19 protein-coding genes are annotated in these 21,094 nt (G+C 53.4%); 18 read left to right on the top strand and 1 reads right to left on the bottom strand.

What is annotated here, in order from left to right; all coding sequences use genetic code 11:
- Window positions 1-139: 139 nt before the first annotated feature.
- The 4 genes from EPA93_RS33810 (at window position 140) to EPA93_RS33795 (ending at window position 3,009) form a co-directional block, all read left to right on the top strand.
- On the top strand, window positions 140-1,414 hold the full coding sequence (locus EPA93_RS33810; RefSeq protein WP_129891746.1) for a cysteine desulfurase: 1,275 nt from the start codon (window positions 140-142) through the stop codon (window positions 1,412-1,414).
- Window positions 1,415-1,535: 121 nt separating this feature from the next.
- A complete protein-coding gene (gene sufU / locus EPA93_RS33805) occupies window positions 1,536-1,937 on the top strand; it encodes a Fe-S cluster assembly sulfur transfer protein SufU (protein ID WP_129891745.1) in 402 nt (133 codons plus the stop codon).
- A 2-nt stretch (window positions 1,938-1,939) separates the two neighbouring features.
- Window positions 1,940-2,674, top strand: a complete 735-nt coding sequence (locus tag EPA93_RS33800) for an SDR family NAD(P)-dependent oxidoreductase (RefSeq protein ID WP_165423575.1) — start codon at window positions 1,940-1,942, stop codon at window positions 2,672-2,674.
- A 17-nt stretch (window positions 2,675-2,691) separates the two neighbouring features.
- Complete coding sequence (locus EPA93_RS33795) at window positions 2,692-3,009, top strand: Rieske (2Fe-2S) protein (RefSeq protein ID WP_129891743.1); 318 nt, start codon at window positions 2,692-2,694, stop codon at window positions 3,007-3,009.
- Between the two features lie 58 nt (window positions 3,010-3,067).
- Here the strand turns inward: EPA93_RS33795 and EPA93_RS33790 are convergent, their stop codons facing one another.
- The gene (locus EPA93_RS33790; RefSeq protein ID WP_207229272.1) at window positions 3,068-4,921 is read right to left on the bottom strand and encodes a chloride channel protein; all 1,854 of its coding nucleotides are present in this window, start codon (window positions 4,919-4,921) and stop codon (window positions 3,068-3,070) included.
- Between the two features lie 277 nt (window positions 4,922-5,198).
- Here EPA93_RS33790 and EPA93_RS33785 point away from each other — a divergent pair, with 277 nt between their 5' ends.
- The 14 genes from EPA93_RS33785 to EPA93_RS33720 all read left to right on the top strand — a co-directional run bounded on the left by EPA93_RS33785 (window position 5,199) and on the right by EPA93_RS33720 (window position 21,063).
- A complete protein-coding gene (locus tag EPA93_RS33785; protein WP_165423574.1) occupies window positions 5,199-5,798 on the top strand; it encodes a metal-dependent hydrolase in 600 nt (199 codons plus the stop codon).
- Between the two features lie 5 nt (window positions 5,799-5,803).
- Entirely contained in the window at window positions 5,804-7,621 is a 1,818-nt protein-coding gene (locus tag EPA93_RS33780; protein WP_129891741.1) for a DUF2079 domain-containing protein, read from the top strand.
- Window positions 7,622-7,939: 318 nt separating this feature from the next.
- Complete coding sequence (locus EPA93_RS33775; RefSeq protein WP_165423573.1) at window positions 7,940-8,440, top strand: YggT family protein; 501 nt, start codon at window positions 7,940-7,942, stop codon at window positions 8,438-8,440.
- Window positions 8,441-8,750: 310 nt separating this feature from the next.
- On the top strand, window positions 8,751-9,689 hold the full coding sequence (locus EPA93_RS33770; protein WP_129891739.1) for a ribose-phosphate diphosphokinase: 939 nt from the start codon (window positions 8,751-8,753) through the stop codon (window positions 9,687-9,689).
- A 180-nt stretch (window positions 9,690-9,869) separates the two neighbouring features.
- Window positions 9,870-11,282, top strand: coding sequence for a ribosome biogenesis GTPase Der (gene der, locus EPA93_RS33765; RefSeq protein ID WP_129891738.1), 1,413 nt, complete (start codon window positions 9,870-9,872; stop codon window positions 11,280-11,282).
- A gap of 489 nt (window positions 11,283-11,771) precedes the next feature.
- Entirely contained in the window at window positions 11,772-12,644 is an 873-nt protein-coding gene (locus EPA93_RS33760) for a PP2C family protein-serine/threonine phosphatase (RefSeq protein WP_129891737.1), read from the top strand.
- 33 nt (window positions 12,645-12,677) lie between these two features.
- The gene (locus tag EPA93_RS33755) at window positions 12,678-14,720 is read left to right on the top strand and encodes a protein kinase domain-containing protein (RefSeq protein WP_129891736.1); all 2,043 of its coding nucleotides are present in this window, start codon (window positions 12,678-12,680) and stop codon (window positions 14,718-14,720) included.
- Window positions 14,721-14,732: 12 nt separating this feature from the next.
- A complete protein-coding gene (locus tag EPA93_RS33750; RefSeq protein ID WP_129891735.1) occupies window positions 14,733-16,631 on the top strand; it encodes a protein phosphatase 2C domain-containing protein in 1,899 nt (632 codons plus the stop codon).
- 59 nt (window positions 16,632-16,690) lie between these two features.
- Window positions 16,691-17,929: a vWA domain-containing protein gene (locus EPA93_RS33745; RefSeq protein WP_129891734.1), complete on the top strand. Its 1,239-nt coding sequence runs from the start codon at window positions 16,691-16,693 to the stop codon at window positions 17,927-17,929.
- A gap of 109 nt (window positions 17,930-18,038) precedes the next feature.
- A complete protein-coding gene (locus tag EPA93_RS33740; protein WP_129891733.1) occupies window positions 18,039-18,704 on the top strand; it encodes an FHA domain-containing protein in 666 nt (221 codons plus the stop codon).
- A 520-nt stretch (window positions 18,705-19,224) separates the two neighbouring features.
- Window positions 19,225-19,359 carry a 50S ribosomal protein L34 gene (rpmH, locus tag EPA93_RS33735; protein WP_007912655.1) on the top strand — a complete coding sequence of 45 codons (135 nt, stop codon included), beginning with the start codon at window positions 19,225-19,227 and terminating at the stop codon, window positions 19,357-19,359.
- A gap of 16 nt (window positions 19,360-19,375) precedes the next feature.
- Window positions 19,376-19,741 (top strand): ribonuclease P protein component, encoded by a 366-nt coding sequence (rnpA, locus tag EPA93_RS33730; protein ID WP_165423572.1) that lies wholly within the window; start codon window positions 19,376-19,378, stop codon window positions 19,739-19,741.
- Window positions 19,742-19,763: 22 nt separating this feature from the next.
- Window positions 19,764-20,027, top strand: a complete 264-nt coding sequence (gene yidD / locus EPA93_RS33725; protein ID WP_242527194.1) for a membrane protein insertion efficiency factor YidD — start codon at window positions 19,764-19,766, stop codon at window positions 20,025-20,027.
- Window positions 20,020-21,063 (top strand): YidC/Oxa1 family membrane protein insertase, encoded by a 1,044-nt coding sequence (locus EPA93_RS33720; RefSeq protein WP_129891730.1) that lies wholly within the window; start codon window positions 20,020-20,022, stop codon window positions 21,061-21,063. The genes yidD and EPA93_RS33720 overlap by 8 nt, the downstream gene beginning before the upstream one ends.
- Window positions 21,064-21,094: the final 31 nt, after the last annotated feature.

The raw sequence follows: 21,094 nt of genomic DNA, 5'->3' as shown, positions 1-21,094 counted from the left end.
ATTGTGCTTACAAGAGGCGCGGGGAGGATTCGCCCCTATATTTCTCATATAACTGTCTCTTTCCCTCCGGCAGGCGCAGACGGCGCAAGGCGCTTGCCCCACGAGGGAAATAGCTACACAGAAATCAGGGAAAAAATACATGACAACCATCGATCATACCTCAGCAGGAGCCGTTTCTAGCAGCGGCGCGCGTTCTGTTGAGGATATTCGTAACGACTTTCCCATCCTTACCCGTCAGGTGCATGGAAAGCCTCTTGTCTTTCTCGATAGCGCCGCCAGCTCGCAGAAGCCCAGCAGCGTCATCGAGGCTATAGATACCTATTATCGCACCTATCACGCTAATGTGCATCGCGGCGTCTATCAGATCAGCGAGGAAGCCACCGAGGCCATGGAAAAGGCCCGCGTGAAGGTCGCACGCTTTATCAATGCGCGCCAAAGCAAGCAAGTTATCTTCACGCGCAATACAAGCGAGAGCATTAATCTTGTGGCCTATAGCTGGGGCGGCGCCAATATTCACGCCGGCGATCTGATCGTGCTCAGCGAGATGGAGCATCACAGCAACCTGGTACCCTGGCAATTGCTGGCCCAGCGCACGGGCGCGCGCCTGGAGTTCATTCCCGTGACCGATAGCGGTGAGCTCGACCTCGCAACCTATGAACAACTCTTGCAGCAGGGGCCCAAACTCGTAGCCATTACCCATATGTCAAATGTCCTGGGCACAATTAACCCGGTCCAGCAGATGATCGCCAAGGCTCATGCCGCCGGCGCCCTCGTCCTGCTTGACGGTGCCCAGAGCGTGCCACATCTATCGATAGATGTGCAGGAGCTCGATGTAGATTTCCTGTGCTTCAGCGGACATAAGATGCTTGGACCCACAGGCATTGGCGTGCTCTATGGCAAAAAGGCTCTCCTTGAAGCTATGCCGCCATTTATGGGCGGCGGCGATATGATCCGCACTGTCAAGCTGCGCCAATCAACCTGGAACGACCTGCCCTGGAAATTTGAAGCTGGCACTCCTGCGATTGTCGAAGCCATCGGCCTTGGCGTAGCCGTCGATTACCTGAAAGCCCTGGGAATGAACGCGGTACAGCGCCACGAGCAAGAAATCACCACTTACGCTATGGAGCAACTAAGCACGCTTCCTGAGCTTACCATCTACGGCCCCGAGGCCAGCAAGCGCGGCGGCGTCATCTCCTTTACGCTTGGCGATATTCATCCACACGACCTGGCCTCGATTCTTGACCAGGAAGCTGGCGTGGCGATCAGAGCCGGCCACCATTGCGCTCAACCTTTGATGGAACGCTTTGGCCTCAGCGCAACCGCGCGTGCTAGCTTCTACGTGTATACACTAAAGGAAGAAGTCGATATCCTGATACAGGGTCTACGCAAAGCATTACAAATTTTTAGCCTGTAAGCAGAGTTGGGAGACGTCCGGCGGACCTTGACCTGCCGGCGGGGCATGGGCTTTCCTTCCCCATACCCCTTGCCCACTCTCAAGGCCCATTCGGCAGAGTTGCACTTGAGGATTTAATGTTATGTCAATGGATTATTATCGCGAATATATTCTTGATCACTATCGCAATCCGCGCAACTATGGGAAGCTTGAGCATCCGGATGCCCATGCTGAAGATTCGAACCCCTTATGTGGCGATCAGCTCAGTATCGACATCCAGGTAGAGGGCGACCAGGTAGCGGCAGTACGCTTCCAGGGTCGTGGCTGTGCGATAAGTCAGGCGGCGGCCTCGATGCTCTCCGAGATGATCGAAGGGCGCCCGGTGGAGGAAGTCGTCAAGCTGGGGAAAGATGACGTTCTGGAAGCGCTGGGCATTCCCATCAGCCCGGCCCGCACCAAATGTGCCTTTCTCTCGTTGCGTGTACTTCATCGCAGTCTTGCCATTGCCGGTCTGGAGAGACCCGATCAGGAAGAGGAAGAATAACTATGCGTCTGGAAGGGAAAGCTGCAATCATCACCGGTGTTGGCCATAGTGGTCAGGCCGGCTTTGCCCTCGCGCAAGCCTTCGCCCACGAGGGAGCGAAGTTAGTCATCTGCGCGCGCAATCCTGAGCGGGTCAAGGCTCTGGCCCAGCAATTGAAAACTGAAGGCGCCACAGTTATAGGTGTCGCCGCCGATCTCACCACCGAAGAAGGCGCAAAACTGCTCATCGACAAAGCCGTAGAGGCTTATGGCAGCATCGATATTCTTGTCAATCTTGCCGGTGGCCTCAGCAAATTTGGCCCTTCTGACGAGCTCACGCTTGCCGATTGGGACCATGAAATCAACAACAACTTGCGCACAGCTTTTCTCTGTATTCGCGCGGTCTGGCCCATTATGAGGCGCCAGGGTAGCGGAAAAATTCTTAATTTCAGCCGCGCGGGTGGCGTCGAAGGCTCGGGTGCCATGATGGTAGCCTATAACTGTGCCAAAGCCGGAGTAGACGCGCTCACCCGCACCTTTGCGCACGAGGGCAAGAAACTTGGCATCTATGTTAATGCGATAGGGCCGGGCCTGCTGATTACCCGGACGAATCTTGAAAGCATGAAGCCCACGCCGGCCGATCTGAGCACAAAATGGGTAAGCCTTGACAAACTGGCCGAGGCCGCAATTTTCCTCGTCTCGTCTGCCAGCGATGGCGTAAATGGAGTTATCCTGCCAGTTAAGGGCAGAAATATTTAAGCACACAAGGTCGAGATATGACAGACTTTATTGAAGTTGCCAACGTAGATGAGCTAGCCGAGGGAGAACTGCTGGCCGTTGAAGTAGATGGTGAGCCAATCTGCCTGAGCAGGATCGAGGGAAAGATCTGCGCCTTCACCGATAATTGTACCCATATCAGCGGACCCATTAGCGAGGGCGAGCTTGACGGTTTCGTCCTCACCTGCCCCTGGCACGGCGCCCAGTTTGATCTGCGCACAGGCAAAGTTCTGCGCGGTCCCGCCCGCCAGGACCTCATGACCTACCCCGTAAAAGTAGAGGGCAAGTCGATTCTGCTGAGCCTTCCAGACGAATAGCGAGGATATAGATGTTGGCACATTTTTCTCTCCACTATGCCAACATCTATTTTTTTGACTACCGCTTTATGGTACGCCGCAAGGGTAAGAGCATACGTATGCGCAAAACTTGCTCGCGCTTGCGTTCTTCGGCAAGATTGCGTGTTCTGGCTTTCAAGAGATCATTTAAAGAGACCATGCCAACAAGCTTGCGCCTATCGCCACGTTCAACCACAGGGAAACGCGTAAAGCCAGTCTCCGCCATACGATAGACCACAGTACGTAAGGTCTCATCAGGATAGGCCACAATAGGGTCTGTCTTGAGACATTCGGCCAGTGGATGGTCAGCGTTCTCACTATGGGCTTCCGAAATCAGTTGGTTCAGATCGGTACGCGTAGCCACGCCGGTAAGCTGGCCATCATCGCCGATCACCGGATAGAGATGCTGACCGCGCGGATTCTGCTTGTTAGTGACAAGTTGTGTAAGATCCTTCTGTGTAATCGAGGCAGGCAAGGCCACCACCTTTGTACGCATCACCTCGCGTACAAACAGAATCTCCAGCGGATCAATGGCATACTCGCGCGTGAGATGATAGCCGCGGCGCGCCACCTTTTCCGTGAGAATCGAGCGGCGCATCAGGAGTACCGTGCAGCCGTGGGCAATTACTCCGGCCACGAGCAGCGGGAAGAGCGCGTTGATATCATGGGTCAGCTCGACGGCAAAGATAACTCCTGTAAAGGGTGAGCGCATAGTACCGCCAAGAATCGCCCCCATGCTGATCAAGCTCCAGAAGCCTATTCCTTCATTGGGCAAGAAGAGGGCCAGGATGCCCCCCAGGGCTCCTCCCATCATTAATAGGGGCGCAAGAACGCCGCCCGAGGTTCCAGAACCTAGCGAAGATGACCAGATGAGCGACTTGACGATCAGGATGCCAGCGATAACACCCAGCGGCACATTGCCCTGGAGCAGCTTGCCGATTGTGTCATAACCAACGCCAAGGGCCTGGGGAAAAATCAGGCCGCCAAGACCGATGATCAGGCCGCCAATCGCCGGCCACCACATCCAATGGATTGGCAGCAAACGGAAGGCATCTTCGAAGGCATAGACCATAAAGGTGAGCAGCGCTGAAAGCAGACCCGCGAGCAGGCCAACTACCACGCAACCAAGAAAACCCACTGGCCCAATAAATGCTACATGGGGCGGGACGGGAAATAGCGGACCAGGGCCGATGATATAGTAACGTACGATAGCCGCGATAGCGCTGGCCAGGGCTACAGGTATCAGGCTGCGCGGTTTCCATTCGAAAAGCAGCAATTCAACTGCCAGCAGAACAGATGCCACTGGAGCGAAGAATGTTGCTGACATGCCAGCCGCGGCACCCGCCACTAGCAATATTTTTCGCTCAGTGCTTGTCAGCTTCATAAACTGGGCAATCATCGAGCCAAAAGCTCCACCAGTCATGATGATTGGCCCTTCGGCACCAAATGGTCCGCCAGTTCCTATCGAAATCGCTGAGGAAAGCGGTTTCAGAATGGCGACACGCGGTTCTACTTTACTGCCATTAATCAAAATGGCTTCAATGGCTTCTGGAATGCCGTGGCCGCGAATCTTCTCCGAGCCATAGCGCGCCATAAAGCCGATAATAAGACCTCCTATGATCGGTACGAATATCTCGAATACGCCTAGAGAGTTGCCAGCAGGTGAGACCAATGTGGTATCCCAGCGCTGAAAAAAGAAGAGATTGGTAAAAAGCCCGATCAGTCTTAGCAAAATGAGCGCGACAACCGCACCCAGGACGCCTACAAAGAGTGCAATAATGGAGATCCTGATTACTCTAGGGGTGGTTGTAAAATCCCCTAATCTTCCGGCCGCCTCGTCCGGGCCAAGTCGGTGCAATAAGCTCACTAATTTTTGCCAGGTAGCAGCAAGCAATGTGCTATCCTCCTTCCGTATCCTAAGCCCTAAAAAAATTATATCGTATCACGACATAAAATGAAAGGGCAAAATATCGTTTCACGATAATATTTGTATCGCTTTGCGATATAAATCTCGTCTATACGCGCGGGCAGGCTACAACTTTCCTTTGTGGTAAAGCTGCAGATTGATAACAGGGCTTTCCAATGCTCTAGAAAAGGGATTGCTAAAGGTTGGGTTGACATCCCCTGGCGTAATCCCTACAATGGCAGGTAAATTATGTGTCGAGGTGTTCATGGAAGGCAGATCACACCTGTTAATCGGCTTGACGGCTGGAGTCGTTCTGGATAGCATGATCCATCTTAGCGGAGATCCTTTGACGATGGCCAAAGCGGTACCCCTGGTACTCATTGTACGCAAAGCTGTATACTATGGAGCAGTAGGATTTGGCGCACTCTTACCGGATATCGACAATGCGCACAGCATCATAGGGCGCAAATTTGGCCCCATCAGTAAAGAGATCCAGCACCTCGCCGGGCACCGCACGCTGTTTCATAGCATCCTGGGCCTGGTCTTGGGCTCACTGCTGGCCATGGGCCTGGAGCGGCTGGTAATATATCTATTGGGGCAGCGAGGCTTCGAGCTTCCGGCAGAGCTAATCAGCACCTCGCACCTGGTCTTCGTTGGCATCTTGTTTGGCTGTATTATGCATATCCTTGCCGATGCGCTTACCATTGGCGGGGTGCCGCTTCTCTGGCCGATCCGTAAACGCTACGGATTTCCGCCCAGCGCGAAGTGGCGCTTTCGCACCGGCAGCTGGCCCGAGTTTGTCATTGTCTGGGGCTTTATGATCCTGGTGGCCCTGGCCATCTGGCAATCTATCATCATAATTTGAGGTTCATGAGACGACTTAAGCTAAACTTTTTCCCTTTTACATATCTCTCACGCTTAACGCCAGCCCAGATCGCCTGGGGACTCCTGGCTCTGGCTATGCTGTGCTATGCCGCCAGAATGAGCCAGTTAACAGTCTTGCGCTACGACACGTTCAAAGCCACTGCCTTTGACCTTGGCAACATGGACCAGGTACTCTGGAACACCATTCATGGGCGCCCATTTCAGTTTACCAATCAGGGCGATAACTGGTATGGCCCACCAACGCGCCTGGCCTTCCATATAGAGCCCATCCTGCTACCACTCTCGCTACTCTACGTGTTTGGCGCCGATCCGCGCATCCTGCTGATCTTTCAATCGGTAGCGTTAGCCTCGGGAGCCTTGCCAATCTTCCTGCTCATGCGCAAGCAGCTTCCGCGCTGGCCCTTGCTGGCCGCTGCCATGGCCTGCACATATCTGCTCATGCCCGCCTTGCTGGGTGTCAACGCCTTTGACTTTCACCCGGTCAGCATCGCCACTCCCTTGCTGCTCTATGCCATGCTCGCCTTCTCTTATCGGCGCTACGGCTGGTTCCTGCTGGCCTGTATCCTGGCCGCCTCGACCAAAGAGGATGTACCATTTGCCGTTGGCCTGCTCGGCCTGCTCATTATCTTAAAGTATAAAATGCCGCGCCTGGGCACGCTGCTCTTCGTAGGCGGCTTCTGCTGGGGCTTGCTGGCCTTTATCGTCATTATGCCGCACTTCTATCCAGGCGGCCAACACAATAACTTCTGGTATCGCTATGAAGCCCTGGGGAGTACGCCGGGGGCCGCAATTATCAATATCCTGCTCCATCCCTGGCTGCTTTTTACCACCTTCATTACGCTTGATCGCCTATACTATCTGGCCGGCATCTTCCGCAGCAGTGGCTTCCTGGCCTTACTGGCTCCGGAAATGCTCTTGCCCACCTTGCCAAGCTTTGCAGTTAATCTGCTCAGCACTGATCCTATACTCTATAGTGGAGCATATCAATATAATGCTCCAATCATTCCCTTTGTGATGCTGGCAGCGATCGAAGGCGCCGGCCGCCTGGCCCGCTTGTGGTGCCAATGGCGCGGCGAGCCGTTCGCCGTGCTGAGCGAAACCCAGGAGAAGGCCGCCGAGCCGCAGAGGAACAGATTATTGGAGCGTCCCTGGCCGGCTTTCATGCAGCGCGCTCTGCTCTGGGGACAAACAACGCTAGCCGCCAGCATAGCACAGCCGGCTCTGGCCCGACCCGTGGCCCTGCTACAGCCGCGCATCTCCTCGCTGGTCCACACCGGAAGCAATCAATGGGAACGCTTTAGCGAATGCATGATTCCCTTCTCGCAGACCTTACCGCTGAAACGTCTGCAGTGGTATCTCTGTGCCTGGCTCATCGCCATGTGCGCGCTCAATTTCTTTATAGTTAAACCCGCCCTTGACGGCTTCTGGCCCGATCATAAGCCAGGGAGCCGCGAGGCCCACATGCAACAATTGCTGGCCATGATCCCGCCCGATGCCTCGGTCTCGGCCGGAACAAATCTCAACCCTCACCTGACGGATCGGCTCTATGTGACAGTATTTCCATCTATCACCTTCTCGACCTCCAACAAAAACATAAATAACACAGTCGATTATGTGATCGTGGACCTTAATGCCGTCTTTCCCGAGGATAAGGATAGCACCGCCAATGTGCTTAACCAGCTGGTGCGCTCGCGCCAATTCTGCTATCTAAGGAGAGCCGAGGGCGTTGTGCTGCTCGTGAAGCACTCGGTGCGTTCCTGCTCGGCACCGACAACTTTCGTCGGCAGCAGGCCCGAGCAGTAAAGCCGCCCCTGTGAGCAAAGACAAGTCAGCTGGAGTCGCAGCCAGGTGGACAGCCAGTAAGCAACCAAGAATCACTCCACAATATCCGTAGCAGTTTACGAGCAAATAATGTTATAATCCGATCAGGAATGGTAATTGCTGCCCTAGTAGAGAATCAGTTGACGTATCTGGGTTTCCCTGCTAGAGTGGACCCTGCGGGGCCAGTAGTCGAGAGCTGTTGCTCATTCTCCCTTTCGATCCGTCTTAGGGTATTGCAATTAAGATACTGCCATCAGGTGTTTAGCAAAGCTAATAAAGAGTTGTATGGAGGAAAGCAGGATGCGCAACAATCCCTATCCAGACGAGCCTACGAGCGTACAGCCCACCGAAGCTATACCTCGCGCGGAGCGTATGGAGGATTTACAGCCAAGACCAGCTCCACCGCCCCCGCCTGTTCCGCAGCCCACGCCAGAAGGCATTTCTAGCGTGGATAGCGAAGAATTGCACCAGGAAGAGGCTCGTACGGTCCGATACGCCATTGGTAAACTCAATGATTTCCTCCAGTGGTTTGTAGTGGTGCTGGAAGTAACTTTAGCTATTCGTTTCGTTTTGAAGTTGATCGGCGCAGATCCAACGAACATGTTCGCGGGTTTTCTCTATTCGCTGACATCCGTCGTCTTATTCCCGTTCAGCACGATTGTGCACTCGCCGTCGCTTCATCCAAACCAGGCCTTTGAATGGTCAACGCTCATCGCTATGATCATTTACTATCTTATCTTCTGGGCAATTCGGCGTTTCTTGCGCATCATCATCTCAAGTCCCGAGGAAGCCGCAAGTTAGCCATACCCGGAATTATCTAAAGCGAGCATTGTAGTAGAGGGTAACGCAAGCAACCTGATGCGTGAGTATTTATCGGGTCGCTTGCGTTTTTGTTATGACGTTTGCATACATTCCCACATATGGATAATTACTCACTTCTTGCGTGCGGCCGGGGCTTCGCCATGCCCAAAAACTTGGGGGGAATCTGCGGCTCACGGCTTGTAGAGCTGGCAAAGGTAGAGCGCTATCAGCGGCATACATAGATAGATTCACATATGTTATATGCTTGTTAGCGTTTTGTGATATACTTGTGTGAAGCAGGAGGTGCAATTTGGACGACTTACGAGTATTTACCGGAAATGCCAACCGGCCGCTCGCCGTGGCCATTTGTCGGCACTTACACATTCCGCTGGGTGATGCCGACGTATTTCAATTTAGCAACGAAAATATTTTTGTCAAGATCAATGAGAATGTGCGCGGCCAGGATGTCTTCGTGATCCAGCCTTTCAGTTCTCCCGTCAATCGCTCGATCATGGAACTGCTTATCATGATTGACGCCCTCAAACGCGCCTCCGCGGCTCGTATTACGGCTGTCATTCCCTATTATGCTTATGGGCGCACCGATAAAAAGGATCAGCCACGGGTACCCATAACTGCCCGTTTGATTGCCGACTGTATTACAGTCGCCGGCGCCAACAGGGTCTTAACGATGGACATGCACGCCGGCCAGATCCAGGGCTTCTTTAATATTCCGGTCGATGAACTAACCGCGCAGATCATTCAGGCGCGGTATTTTGTGGAGAAAGAACTCGACGCCTTCACAGTCGTCTCGGCCGACGAAGGCTTTGCTAAAAAGGCCCGCAAGCTGGCTGATCGCCTCAACGCGCCACTGGCCATCGTCGAAAAGCGGCGCCTTGGCAACAACGGCGTCACCGAGGCCATGGGCATCATCGGCTCCGTTGAGGGACGGCACGCCCTTATCGTAGATGACGAGATCGACACCGCCGGCTCGCTCACTCAGGCCGTCCGCGTGGTCCACGAACAAGGCGCGCGCGATATTTATTGCTGTGCCACCCATGGCGTCTTCTCTGGTCCTGCCATGGAACGCCTGGGCAAAGCCCCCATCAAAGAGATCGTCGTTACTGACACCATACCGTGTCCTGAGCACAAGCGTTTAGCCAACATGACCATCCTCTCGGTAGCCGAGCCCCTTGCCGGCGCAATCAGCAGAATACACGATGGCCGCTCAGTCACCGAATTATTCAAGTGAAGCACCCCATCCACGTATGCAGAGGTTTTACGCGGCGAATGGATAACCAGCTATACACAAACAACCCAAAAATTTTAAGGGAGTATTTTGCTCACTCACAACAGCTTTTATGTTATAATATCCACCAATTGTGTAGAAAACTAAAAACATTCAAAGCCAGGAAAGGGTGGTGGGGCACATATGAAGCCACTTGTTGCCATTGTGGGCCGGCCAAATGTTGGCAAATCCACATTTTTTAATCGGATGATCGGCGAACGCCTTGCGATTGTAGAAGATTTACCAGGCACGACACGTGATCGCCTCTACGGTGACACTGACTGGAACGGGCGCGATTTTACGCTCATCGATACAGGTGGCCTCGAATTGGGCACGGGTACTCCTGTAGGGCAGGTTGGTCTGACGGGCCAGCCTGGGGACCTCATGGACCATGTAATGGCGCAGGCGCAACTCGCTATCGAGGAGGCCGACGTCATTGTCTTCATGGTCGATGCCCGCTCGGGGATTACCTCTGCCGATGAAGATGTGGCCACGCTCTTGCGTCGCACCAAGAAACCAGTTATCCTGGCGGCTAACAAAGCTGATAACGCAGCCCGTCGTCTAGACGCGGTTGAGTTCTATAGCCTGGGATTGGGTGAGCCCATCGTTATCTCTTCAATTCAAGGTTCAGGGACAGGCGATCTGCTTGACGAGATTGTCAATGCGCTGCCGCCGGAGGAAGAAGAGGAAGAGGAGGAGGAAGAAGACGTTGTGCGTATCGCCATTATTGGGCGTCCTAACGTTGGCAAGTCCTCTCTCCTCAACGCCATTCTCGGCCAGCAGCGCTCTATCGTGAGCGACGTACCGGGGACAACGCGCGATTCCATTGACATGGATCTGGAGTTCGAAGGTCGCAAGATCAGGCTGATCGATACTGCGGGCATCCGCCGCCGCGGCCGCATTGCAGTCGGCATCGAGAAATACAGCGTCCTACGCTCCACGCGCGCCATCGAGCGCTGTGACGTAGCCTTGCTCCTCGTCGATGCCAGCGAAGGCCTGGCCGCCCAGGATACCCACATTGCCGGCGAGATCCATGAGCACACCAAGGGCGTCGTCGTCGTTGTGAATAAATGGGATATCGCGCAGCAGCAGCGTCGCGAGGAGCGTGAGGGAATTTATGCGCGCCCCGAAGATGAAATCGAGAGCGCCGAAAGCTATCGCGAGGTCATCGCCGAGGGCCTGAAATTCATTCCCTATGCGCCGGTCATCTTCGCCTCGGCCAAAAGCGGCTACCATGTCAAGTCAATCCTTGAGAATGCTCTCAAGATCGCAGACATACGCTTCGTGCGTATCGCAACTTCACGCCTCAACGAAGTCGTGCAGGATGCCATTCGCCGCCACAACCCAACGGTGATCCGTACTAAACCTCTGAAGATTTTTTATGCGACCCAGGCACGCGTAAATCCGCCAACCTTTGTCTTTTTCGTCAACGATCCGCAGGCCGTGCATTTCTCCTATGAACGCTATCTGGAGAATCGCCTGCGCGAGGCCTTTAGCTTTAAAGGAACAGCGATCCGTCTGCAATTCAGACCGCGCACGAAAGAGATGGCAAGGTAGGCGCTAGTTGAGACAGGATTCTTCAGGTTTTTACAACCTTCTGTGAGCGCTTCCGTATATGTTGTACGGTGACTGTGTGAGCCGCGTTGCCATGGTTATCTACAACATATAAGCTATTATACTTATAAGTTTATGTATAATAAGAAAAGGTTACGCAAACGTCGTCTAATACAGATTATGAGAGGATTTGCTTCATAAACGCTCAATGCGTGGTGAGGAGGCGTCTCTGTGGGCCGGGAACCAGGTTTATCGCGGGCGCTGCCCTTGCCTAATTTGGGCCAAAGCGACTGCCGAGAAACCTGATGTCAAAGCGGGAGAAGCTCTGCTGGCTGGAAGCGCTATCTTCCCCCTGGCGCTCGCAGTGAGATCAAATACGACTGTTAAATAGCCTTGATAATAAGGAAGCTTCAATTGTCATGAATACTACTATATGCTATAGTGAGCGTATAATATACACCGGAGATTCCTGGTCCTGTGAGGTAAAAAAATATGCATCTCAGACTCACTGCCGCCGATAAAACCGACATCGGGAGACAACGAGAGCAAAACGAGGATAGTGTCTACAAGCGTATTGAATCGTCGGAAGAAGGAGATCGCGGCTTGTTTGTTGTGGCTGACGGCATGGGAGGATATGAGGCGGGCGAGGTTGCTAGCAGGTTAGCGATTGAAACTATTAGTAAAGGTCTTGATAATTTCTTTAAACCATTCTCTGAGCAGCCCACGATCAAACTGAGCCCGATTACCGTCGATAAGACAGGCAAAGCGACACCCTCAGACGCATCGGCCAGGCAAAAGACGCGTAAACTATCCGAGACCACGCTCACTACTGCGGCGGAAGCGCAGCTTACCGCGGCTATTCAGCAGGCAAACGAAGCTATATTACGCTATGGTAAGCGCGACTCCTCTGCCCGCGGCTTGGGCAGCACCGTCACTGCAGTCTTAATCCAAAACGACCAGGCCTATATCGCCAACGTTGGAGACAGTCGAACGTATTTGTTACGGAACAATAAACTAGCCCCTGTGACGAGGGATCACTCGTTGGTGGCCAGACTTGTAGAGCAAAAGCAGATTGCACCTGATGACATCTATACCCATCCACAGCGCAACTATATCTATCGCTCTCTGGGAGCAAGGCATAAGCTAGTCGAGGTTGACATCTTTCAAGAGACGCTGCTGCCAGGCGATACCTTCCTGCTGTGCTCAGATGGGCTGTGGGAGATGGTGCGGCATCATGATTTGCTGCGCGCACTTAGTGAGCAGACAAGCCCGCAGAAAATCTGTGATCGCTTGATTGACATGGCCAACGAGAGCGGTGGGGAAGATAACATTAGCGCAATAGTGGTCCATGTCAGTGCTCACTAAATCTGGCATGAGCGTATCGGAGAAAACAGCAGTATGGCTCTCCCAATAGGAACTATTCTTGACGGAAAATTCAAAATAGTGCAGATTCTTGGCGAAGGTGGGATGGGAACTGTCTACAAGGTAGAGCAGGTAGGAACAACCCCTCCTTATTACTATGCCGTCAAAGAACTGCTTATCAGCCCAAATACCAGTGAGGAAGATCGCAAGGCTGCCATTGAACGCTTCAACAAAGAGATCGCTCTTCTGCGTGGACTCAAGCATCCGCGCATCGCAGCCTTAATGTTGCCCTTCCAGGACCGCGGAAATTACTACTTCGCCATGGAGTTTGTGCCCGGGCGCAGCCTTGAGAAGATCCTCGAAAACAGCAATGGACCTCTTCCCGAAGAGCAGACTGTCAAGTGGATGATCCAGGTCTGTGAGGCGCTGAGCTATATCCATTCGCGCAATCCACCGATTATCCTGCGCGATCTCAAGCCAGGTAATATCATGATTACGCCGGATAATGAAGTCCAGTTGATTGACTTTGGTATCGCTCGCCGCTTCGATCCAAACAAACGTACGAATACAGAGAACCTTGGCACGATCTCCTATGCCTCGCCCGAACACCTGGGATCGATAACCTCTCCCGGTCAGAGGCGCACAGCGCAGAATCCTGGTAAATTGGTACAGACAGATGCGCGCTCCGACATTTATTCGTTAGGGGCGACGATGTATCATCTGCTGACAAACTATGAGCCTGATCCGATCCAGACACCAGCTCCGGGAAGCATTCTTGCCAAGAATCCGCGCCTGCATACGGTTAAGGCGGGCAATAAAAATCTTTGCCCGGTAGAGCAGGTGATTATCAAGGCCATGCAGCAAGCGCCTGAGCAACGCTTTCAAAGCGCGGAGGCCATGCGGGTAGCCTTGCAGCACTGCCTGCCCAACAGCGTAGCGCCAACAACCATCCAGATTCCCGCGCTTTCGCCGGCGGCCACCATCCTCGTTGCCAATCGGCCCGGCGTTGGCCTGGTCTGTCCCAAGTGCGGCCTGCAGAATCGTCCCGGTGCCAAGTTCTGTCAGCGCGATGGGCAGCCGCTGGTTCAAGGCGTAGCCGTGGCTCCGCCCCAGGTGCGCGTGCCGCCCGCGCGTTCTTCGATCCAGGCCCGACCGGTGCAGCCCATTCGGCCTCGTCCCATTCAGGCTCGCCCGGTACAATCAATTCAGGCTCGTCCTGCCCAGCCCATCCAGGCCCGCCCGGTGCAGCCCATCCAGGCCCGCCCCGTCTCGGCTCCTGCGACTGTCAATGATGGTAGCGCAGCCTACAGGTTGGGATTACAAAATCTAGCCAATAAAAATTATGTGGAGGCTGTGAACCAATTCAAGTTGGTTCTCCAGCAGCGCGGCCCATACTATGATGTACTCTATAATCTTGGCCGCGCGTATCGCCAATATGGTCAATCAACAAAAGAAACCGACAAACGACTCTTTAGCGAAAATCTAAAATTTGCTGCCGAGAGATTTGAGGAAGCCACACGTTATAAAGCAGACGCCCTCGATGCCTACTTTCAGCTTGGGATGTGCTATCGCGATCTCTCGCTTTACGCGCAAGCCACAAATGCCTTCAAGCAGGCCCAATCGCTGGCTCCCCAGGATTCGGCTATCTATTACCAGCTTGGGTTACTGGCCATGGAGCAGGGCAACTATCGCGATGCTGAAGCCTACTTCCTTGACGGCTTGCGTATAAACCCGGATCATGCCCTTATCTTGATTGCGATCGGACGCCTTTATATCGATACAAAACAAACCTCGTCCGCAATCAGCACCCTACGACAGGCGACTCAGCGCGATCCGGCTCTATGGGAAGGCTGGTATGAGCTAGGGCGCGCTCATATGAAAGCGCGCGAATGGAAGATGGCTTTAAGCGCACTAGAAGAGGCGCGCAAGGCTGGTCCGCACGCGCCCGAGATTTATAGTGCAATGGCCACATGCTATCTCAAGATGAATAAGAAGGTAGAGGCCAGGCATATGGTACACGAAACGCTACAACGTGATCCCAAAAATGCCGAAGCTCTCAGATTACAAAAACAACTCTGAAGGAGGGCAGCGATGCTCTGTCCGATATGTCATACACCAAATCGTGAGAATGCCAAATTTTGTAAGGGTTGTGGGCTGTCATTCTCTCCTGAGTCCGCTGCTACGCCCCAGAGTGAAGCAGAGGCCACTTCCACCGAAGTAGCTAAGCAGGAGGAGACACAGGAAACTCCTCCCTCGCCCCCGCCCCTCAAGGAGGCGCGAGAGGAAGACAGGGGGGAGTATGATGTCAGCCTGGCACCAACCCAGATTCTCACGCCACAAGAAATGCTTGCTTACCATACACGCCGTTGGCAGCAGGGAGGGGAGCACGAGAATCAGGCGTCTGATGCGGAGAAACAGGGCCAGGTGGACATTGCCGATGCCCCTACGGTCTTGATCGATCCTTTGGCCACCGAGGCCACAAACTCGTCTTCAGTACCCCAGGTACACCAGGAAGCGAAACCGCTAGATATTACCGAGCAGCCTACTATTATGATGCCGCTTAGCGAATTGGGGAAGTCTGTAGAAGAAAAGGCAGAGCAGCCTGCAGAGGCAACGGCTCCCCAGTCCTCCTCCTCGCCTACCGAGGAAGAGGTTTCCGGGCGCGAGGCTGACGGCAAAGAGAGCGCAACCGAAGAGAGCGGAGAAGAGGAGGCAGAGCCTGCGCCAGAGGAAGCTGTTCCCTCAACGCCAGAAGAAGAGGATGTAATGGAGCAAGTAACACCACCTACAGACGATCAGAATAGTCAGGATGTCCCAACTCAGCCAACGACCCCAGCCGAGGACTTCCCGGTACTCGCGCCTGGCACGCTCGTCGGCGCACGCTACGAGATTGTCCAGGTGCTCAATGATGGGTCGGAAGAGCACGCCTATCAAGTCATTGATCATCAGGGCTATCAGCGCTGCTGGGTCTGTGGCTCACAGGAAAACGCCGAGGGCGATGAGTTTTGTATCGACTGCGGGGCCCGGCTGCGCGACGCTAATTATACCCTGCACGAGTACCCGGCAGCCGAGGCCGAGAATCAAGAGGCACATGTCGTACAGGGCACCATCGTCAATACCTTTATCGAGCAGAGCCACACTTATCTGGTTGAACAGTTCCAGGAGTCGCAATCGGCCTTCCCTAATGGTGTACATCTGCTGGCAGCCTGCGATTCGGATGCTGGCAACGTCAGGCGCGCAGAGCCAAATGAAGACAGCACACTCCTCCTGCAATTGGAACGCGTTCACGAGTCATACGCCACGCCACTTGGTGTCTACATCGTAGCTGATGGCATGGGTGGTCATGATAATGGACAGCTAGCCAGTCGTATGGCGGTAAATGCCATCGCCAAGCGCATGGTACACGAGCTGCTGGCTGGGCCTTTAGAGGCTGAGCAGGAAGGCAAACCAGAAGCCGAAAAAGATGAAGATACCCTGGTACTCCTCCTACAGGGGGCCGTCGAAGATGCCAATACGGCTATCTGCCAGACGAATCAGCGCGCTAAGACCGATATGGGCTCGACCCTCACAGGTTTTATGATTGCTGGGGATCATGCGTATATAGTTAATGTAGGTGATAGTCGCACCTACATGCTACGTGATGAAAAGCTATATCAATTAACCAATGATCATTCGCTGGTCGGCCAACTGGTGGCAGGGGGTATGATTGAGCCAGATGACGTCTATACGCATCCGCAACGCAGCCAGATCTATCGCAGTCTTGGCGACAAATTAAACGTGCAGATTGATATATTCAAGCAGCAGATCCATCCCGGTGATGTTCTGCTGAGTTGCTCAGATGGTTTATGGGAAATGGTGCGCAATCCCCAGATTACCGAGATACTCAATCGCGCGCCAGATCCACAAACTGCTTGTGCGCAGTTAATCGAAGCGGCGAATACGAATGGCGGTGAAGACAATGTGAGCGCAGTAATCGTCTTCGTGCGTTGAGTGGTGCATTGATTTGATATATACTAGGGCCAGCCGAATGCGAAAGGAGCTAAAGTAGTATGCCCGGAGAGGTAACACTGGCACACCAATTAGGAAAAGATTACATGCCAGTAACAGGTGGAAGCCAGGTTGCATATGTTTTACTGGAAGCCAAGCCGACAGAACTCATGGCACAGGTGCGTATGCCCCTGAATTTTGCCCTGGTAATTGACCATTCTGGCTCTATGAAGGGTGCCAAACTAAGAAATGTACGAGAAGCAGTCAAAATGGTTATAGATCGCCTGGAGCCGACTGATTATATCTCGGTGGTGATCTTCGACGATACTGCTCAGGTGATTATCCCTTCCATGCCATGTAATGACAAGCCAGGTATGAAAGCCGCGATTGATCGCATTCAAGATGCCGGCGGCACAACCATGTCTCTGGGTATGATCCAGGGCCTTGGCGAGCTGCGTCGCTGGAACATCCCCAACGCGATCAACCGTATGATCTTGCTGACTGATGGTGTAACCTATGGCGATACCGATCGTTGCCGTCAGCTGGCCAGAGATGCCGCCGCAGCCGGCGTCTCGATCTATCCCTTGGGTATTGGCGCTGACTGGGACGAAACCTTGCTCGACGACATCGGTCAGCTGAGCGGCGGCTCTCCTGCAGAGTTTATCCGTTCACCTGCCGACGCCATGACTATCTTCCAGCAGCAAGTTCAGAGCGCGGTTGCCGTAGCTGTGCGCAATGCCACACTGACCCTGCGCCTGCCAATGGGTGTCACCCCCAGGAAAGCCGTCAAAGTCCTCCCGCTTATCCGCGATGTGGATCAGTCGAGCCTTTCGGATCGCCAGGTTGTTGTGCAATTAGGCGACCTTGAGAAGGATACGCCTCAGGCTGTGCTGGTTGAGTTAATGCTCGATCCTCGCCCGGCTGGCCTCTTCCGTATTGCGCAGGCCGAGCTTTCCTATGATGTGCCGATTTCCGGCCTGGTTGGCGAGCGCATGCGCGAGGACATCAAGGTCACCTTTACGGCTGATCAGAACGAGGCGGCCCAGGTGAATGCGCGCGTGATGAATTTCGCCGAGAAGGCCAACGCCAGCCGCCTGGTAACGCGCGTGCTCGACGAGTTTAAGCGCACCGGTAAGGTCACGACGCGCCTGGCTCCTTCGGTGACACGCGTCCTCGATCAGGAGGATCGCGACATTATCGAACAGATCAGTCAGGGTCAGCAAGTTTCGCAAGAGCAAGTCAAATCGGTTGGTAATAAGACGCGTAAACTGACCCAGCGTTTAGATGATATAGTACCCTGAGAAGGGTTCCTCAAACGTCATTCCGTAGAGACATTTTTGCGAACACGCCGGTTCCGGACGGAATGAAATCGACAGCGAATGCCAATACATGAGGAAGGAATAAATTGTTATGACAGTCAAGTGCTCTTTAGGACATGAAAACCCTGATGGTTCAGCATTTTGTGATGAGTGTGGCGAGCCACTGGCATCTGCATCGGTAGCGCCCCAGGCCGCGGCTCAGCCTGCTCCAGCTCCGGCCCCAACTCCGGCCGCTGGCGAGCAGGTATGCCCTTCCTGTGGGGCCACAAATCCTGCAGGCGAGGCCTTTTGTTCAAACTGCGGCGTGAGCCTGCTGGGCGCGCCAGCTCCGGCCGCTGAGCCCGCTCCACAGCATGTGCCAACCCCAGAGCCGGTTGCTGAGCAAGATGCGACCATTATCCCGGCTCCTGCCGCCGCTCCAGCCGCAGGCGCTTTGCAGGCCCGGCTCATCGTCGAGGCCAACAACCAGGAGTTCGATTTAAGCGGCAAGGATAACATCTCGATCGGCCGCGAGGATGCCGTCAGCAACATCTATCCGGATGTGGACCTGACTCCACAAGGCGGCGAAGAGGGGGGCGTATCTCGCCTGCACGCGCGCATCTTCTATGAAAATGGGCAGTATATGCTCGAAGATGAGAATAGCACCAACTATACATTCCTCAATCGGCAGCGCCTGGTCGCCAAAACGCCAACGCCGCTTAATGATAACGATGAAGTTAAGTTGGGCCGCGTCCTTCTGCGCTTTAAAACGCCGTAGTGGCATAACCCTACTATAGCAGGACTTTAAGCAACGCTACAAAATGGGAAAGTCTGGGGCTTTACGGTCCGCTAGACGGCGGCTTCCCCGGCCTTCCCACTTCATTGTCGCCACCTGGCGACAGAAAAATCAGGGTTGGAAAGTCTGGACCTATAGTGTTACAATTGACAGCGTAAATTATACTCGCTATAATTTACGAGATACTCCAGGTGGGCCCAGAAGAAGAATAATTTCTGCAATAATTTTGCGTTTGGAGGCTGCCGCTTTCGTGGCAAGGAAGCCTGACCGAATGCATATGCTGGATGCAAAGCTGCATTTGCCTCCAGTCTCCTGGAGAGAGTTAACGAAGTGCGCGAAACCGGCGGAAAGGGAATACGTCTCCAGCGGAGAAGTAGCAGGGGTTGGCCCCGCTCTCTTTTCTTCTTAAGGCCACGAGCAGCGTGGCACAAAATTTGCGCATGAAGACGTTAATTTCTACAACCTCGATGCAGGCTATCCGTATCTAATATTGGAGTTTTAGATGAAACGTACTTGGCAACCGAAACGCATTCCGCGCAAGCGTGAACACGGATTTATGAAACGCATGCATACCCGCAACGGGCGGCGTGTGCTCAAAGCTCGCCGCGCTAAAGGGCGCTGGAGCTTAACAGTTTAAAAAGCCTGGCAATATTGTGGCTCTCAACCGTGCGTTACGCTTACGTAAAAGTAGTGATTTTCAACGGGCTAGGCAGCAGGGACGTATGCTTACATCTCGGCTGCTTATCCTCGTATGGGCTCCTAATAATTTGACAACGCTACGTGTAGGTTTTGTGGTCAGCAAGCGCATCTCAAAACGTGCAGTCGAACGTAATTATATAAAACGGCTACTTGGCGAAGCTGTCCGACCAGTTCTTGCTGATCTCCCCACAGGATGGGATATAATACTCAGTGCCAAACATCAGGCGTCTGGAGTAGATTTGAGTACGCTTAAAGAGGATATTACTACATTATTACGTCGGGCGCGACTGCTCGATCAGGTACCGGGCGCGAGCAGTTGAACTTACGCAAAGGTTATATATCGTGAAATACATCGCACTTGGTTTGATACGCATATATCAGCGCACGCTGTCGGTGGTCCTGCCCTCATCGTGTCGTTTCACTCCCTCGTGTTCCCACTATGGATATGAGGCAATTCAACGTTTTGGTTTTTTCCGTGGCGGCTGGATGACCATTAAGCGGATCGGGCGCTGTCATCCCTTCTATCACGGCGATCTTTATGATCCTGTTCCCGAACAATTGGGTGGGAGATTAGATCGAGGAAGGCAGGAAAGTACTCGTGGGTAATTTATTCGGTCCCATCGGTTATCTTTTTAATATCATTTTCACCTATCCCATCTTCAACGCCCTCATGCTGCTTTATCACCTCTTTGGTGATTTTGGTCTGTCTATTGTGGTTCTGACAGTCGCAATCAAACTCATTTTGTTCCCTCTCACGCTAAAGCAGCTTAAATCGATGAAGGGCCAGCAGGCTTTACAGCCACGCATGGCGGAGATCCGCAAGAAGTATAAGGATGATCAGCAGGCCCAGATGCGCGAGATGCAGAATCTTTATAAGGAGTTCGGCATCAATCCGGTGGCCGGCTGTCTCCCGCTGCTGGTGCAAATGCCTGTCTTGTATGGGCTCTTTTATGCCATTAATAATTTGTTGAGCACGACAAAAGTCGAAGTAATGAACTCCATGTTATACTGGTTCGTGCCTCACTTTAACAGATTCCCCAATATTGATCTCAATTGGTTTACCTTTCTCAATCCAGCCTGGCATTTCTCGCTAGGTCATCCCGACCCTACACATATTCTGCCTATCCTGGCCGGTGTGGCAACGCTTATACAGTTGCGTATGTCTCAGCCAAAGGGTGCCGCGACTAGCACTGACTCCATGGCACAATCCACGAAGATGATGCAATGGATCATGCCGGTCTTTATCGTCTTCATTGGCTGGAATTATTCGGCGGGCCTGGCACTCTACTGGACCGTTTCTTCTATCTTCCAGGCTGTCCAGCAGTACTTTGTCACCGGCTGGGGTTCCTTAATGACGATGCCAGATTTTATGCAAGAAAAGAAAGATACTGGTAACAAAAATGGCCGTGTGGTGGACGGTTCGGTAAGCACATCTACAAAGAATAAATCAGAAGCCGCAGCCCAGGAGCGCGAGCGTAAAGCTGTAGAGAAAACAGAGCAAACAAACGTCGATGGCACTGGCCCGATAGGAAGCCAGTTGCGCTCATCCCCACGCAACGGATCTTCGTATGGGCGTCAGCATCAGCGAGGAAGAAGTGCGTCAGCACGCCGGCGCGGGGCTACACAAAGATCACGCAGCTAACTCAATTGCAGCCTGTGAGAAGGGCACACCA

The sequence above is a fragment of the Ktedonosporobacter rubrisoli genome, assembly GCF_004208415.1.
GTDB lineage: Bacteria > Chloroflexota > Ktedonobacteria > Ktedonobacterales > Ktedonobacteraceae > Ktedonosporobacter > Ktedonosporobacter rubrisoli.
This window is presented reverse-complemented; position numbering and strand designations above follow the sequence as displayed.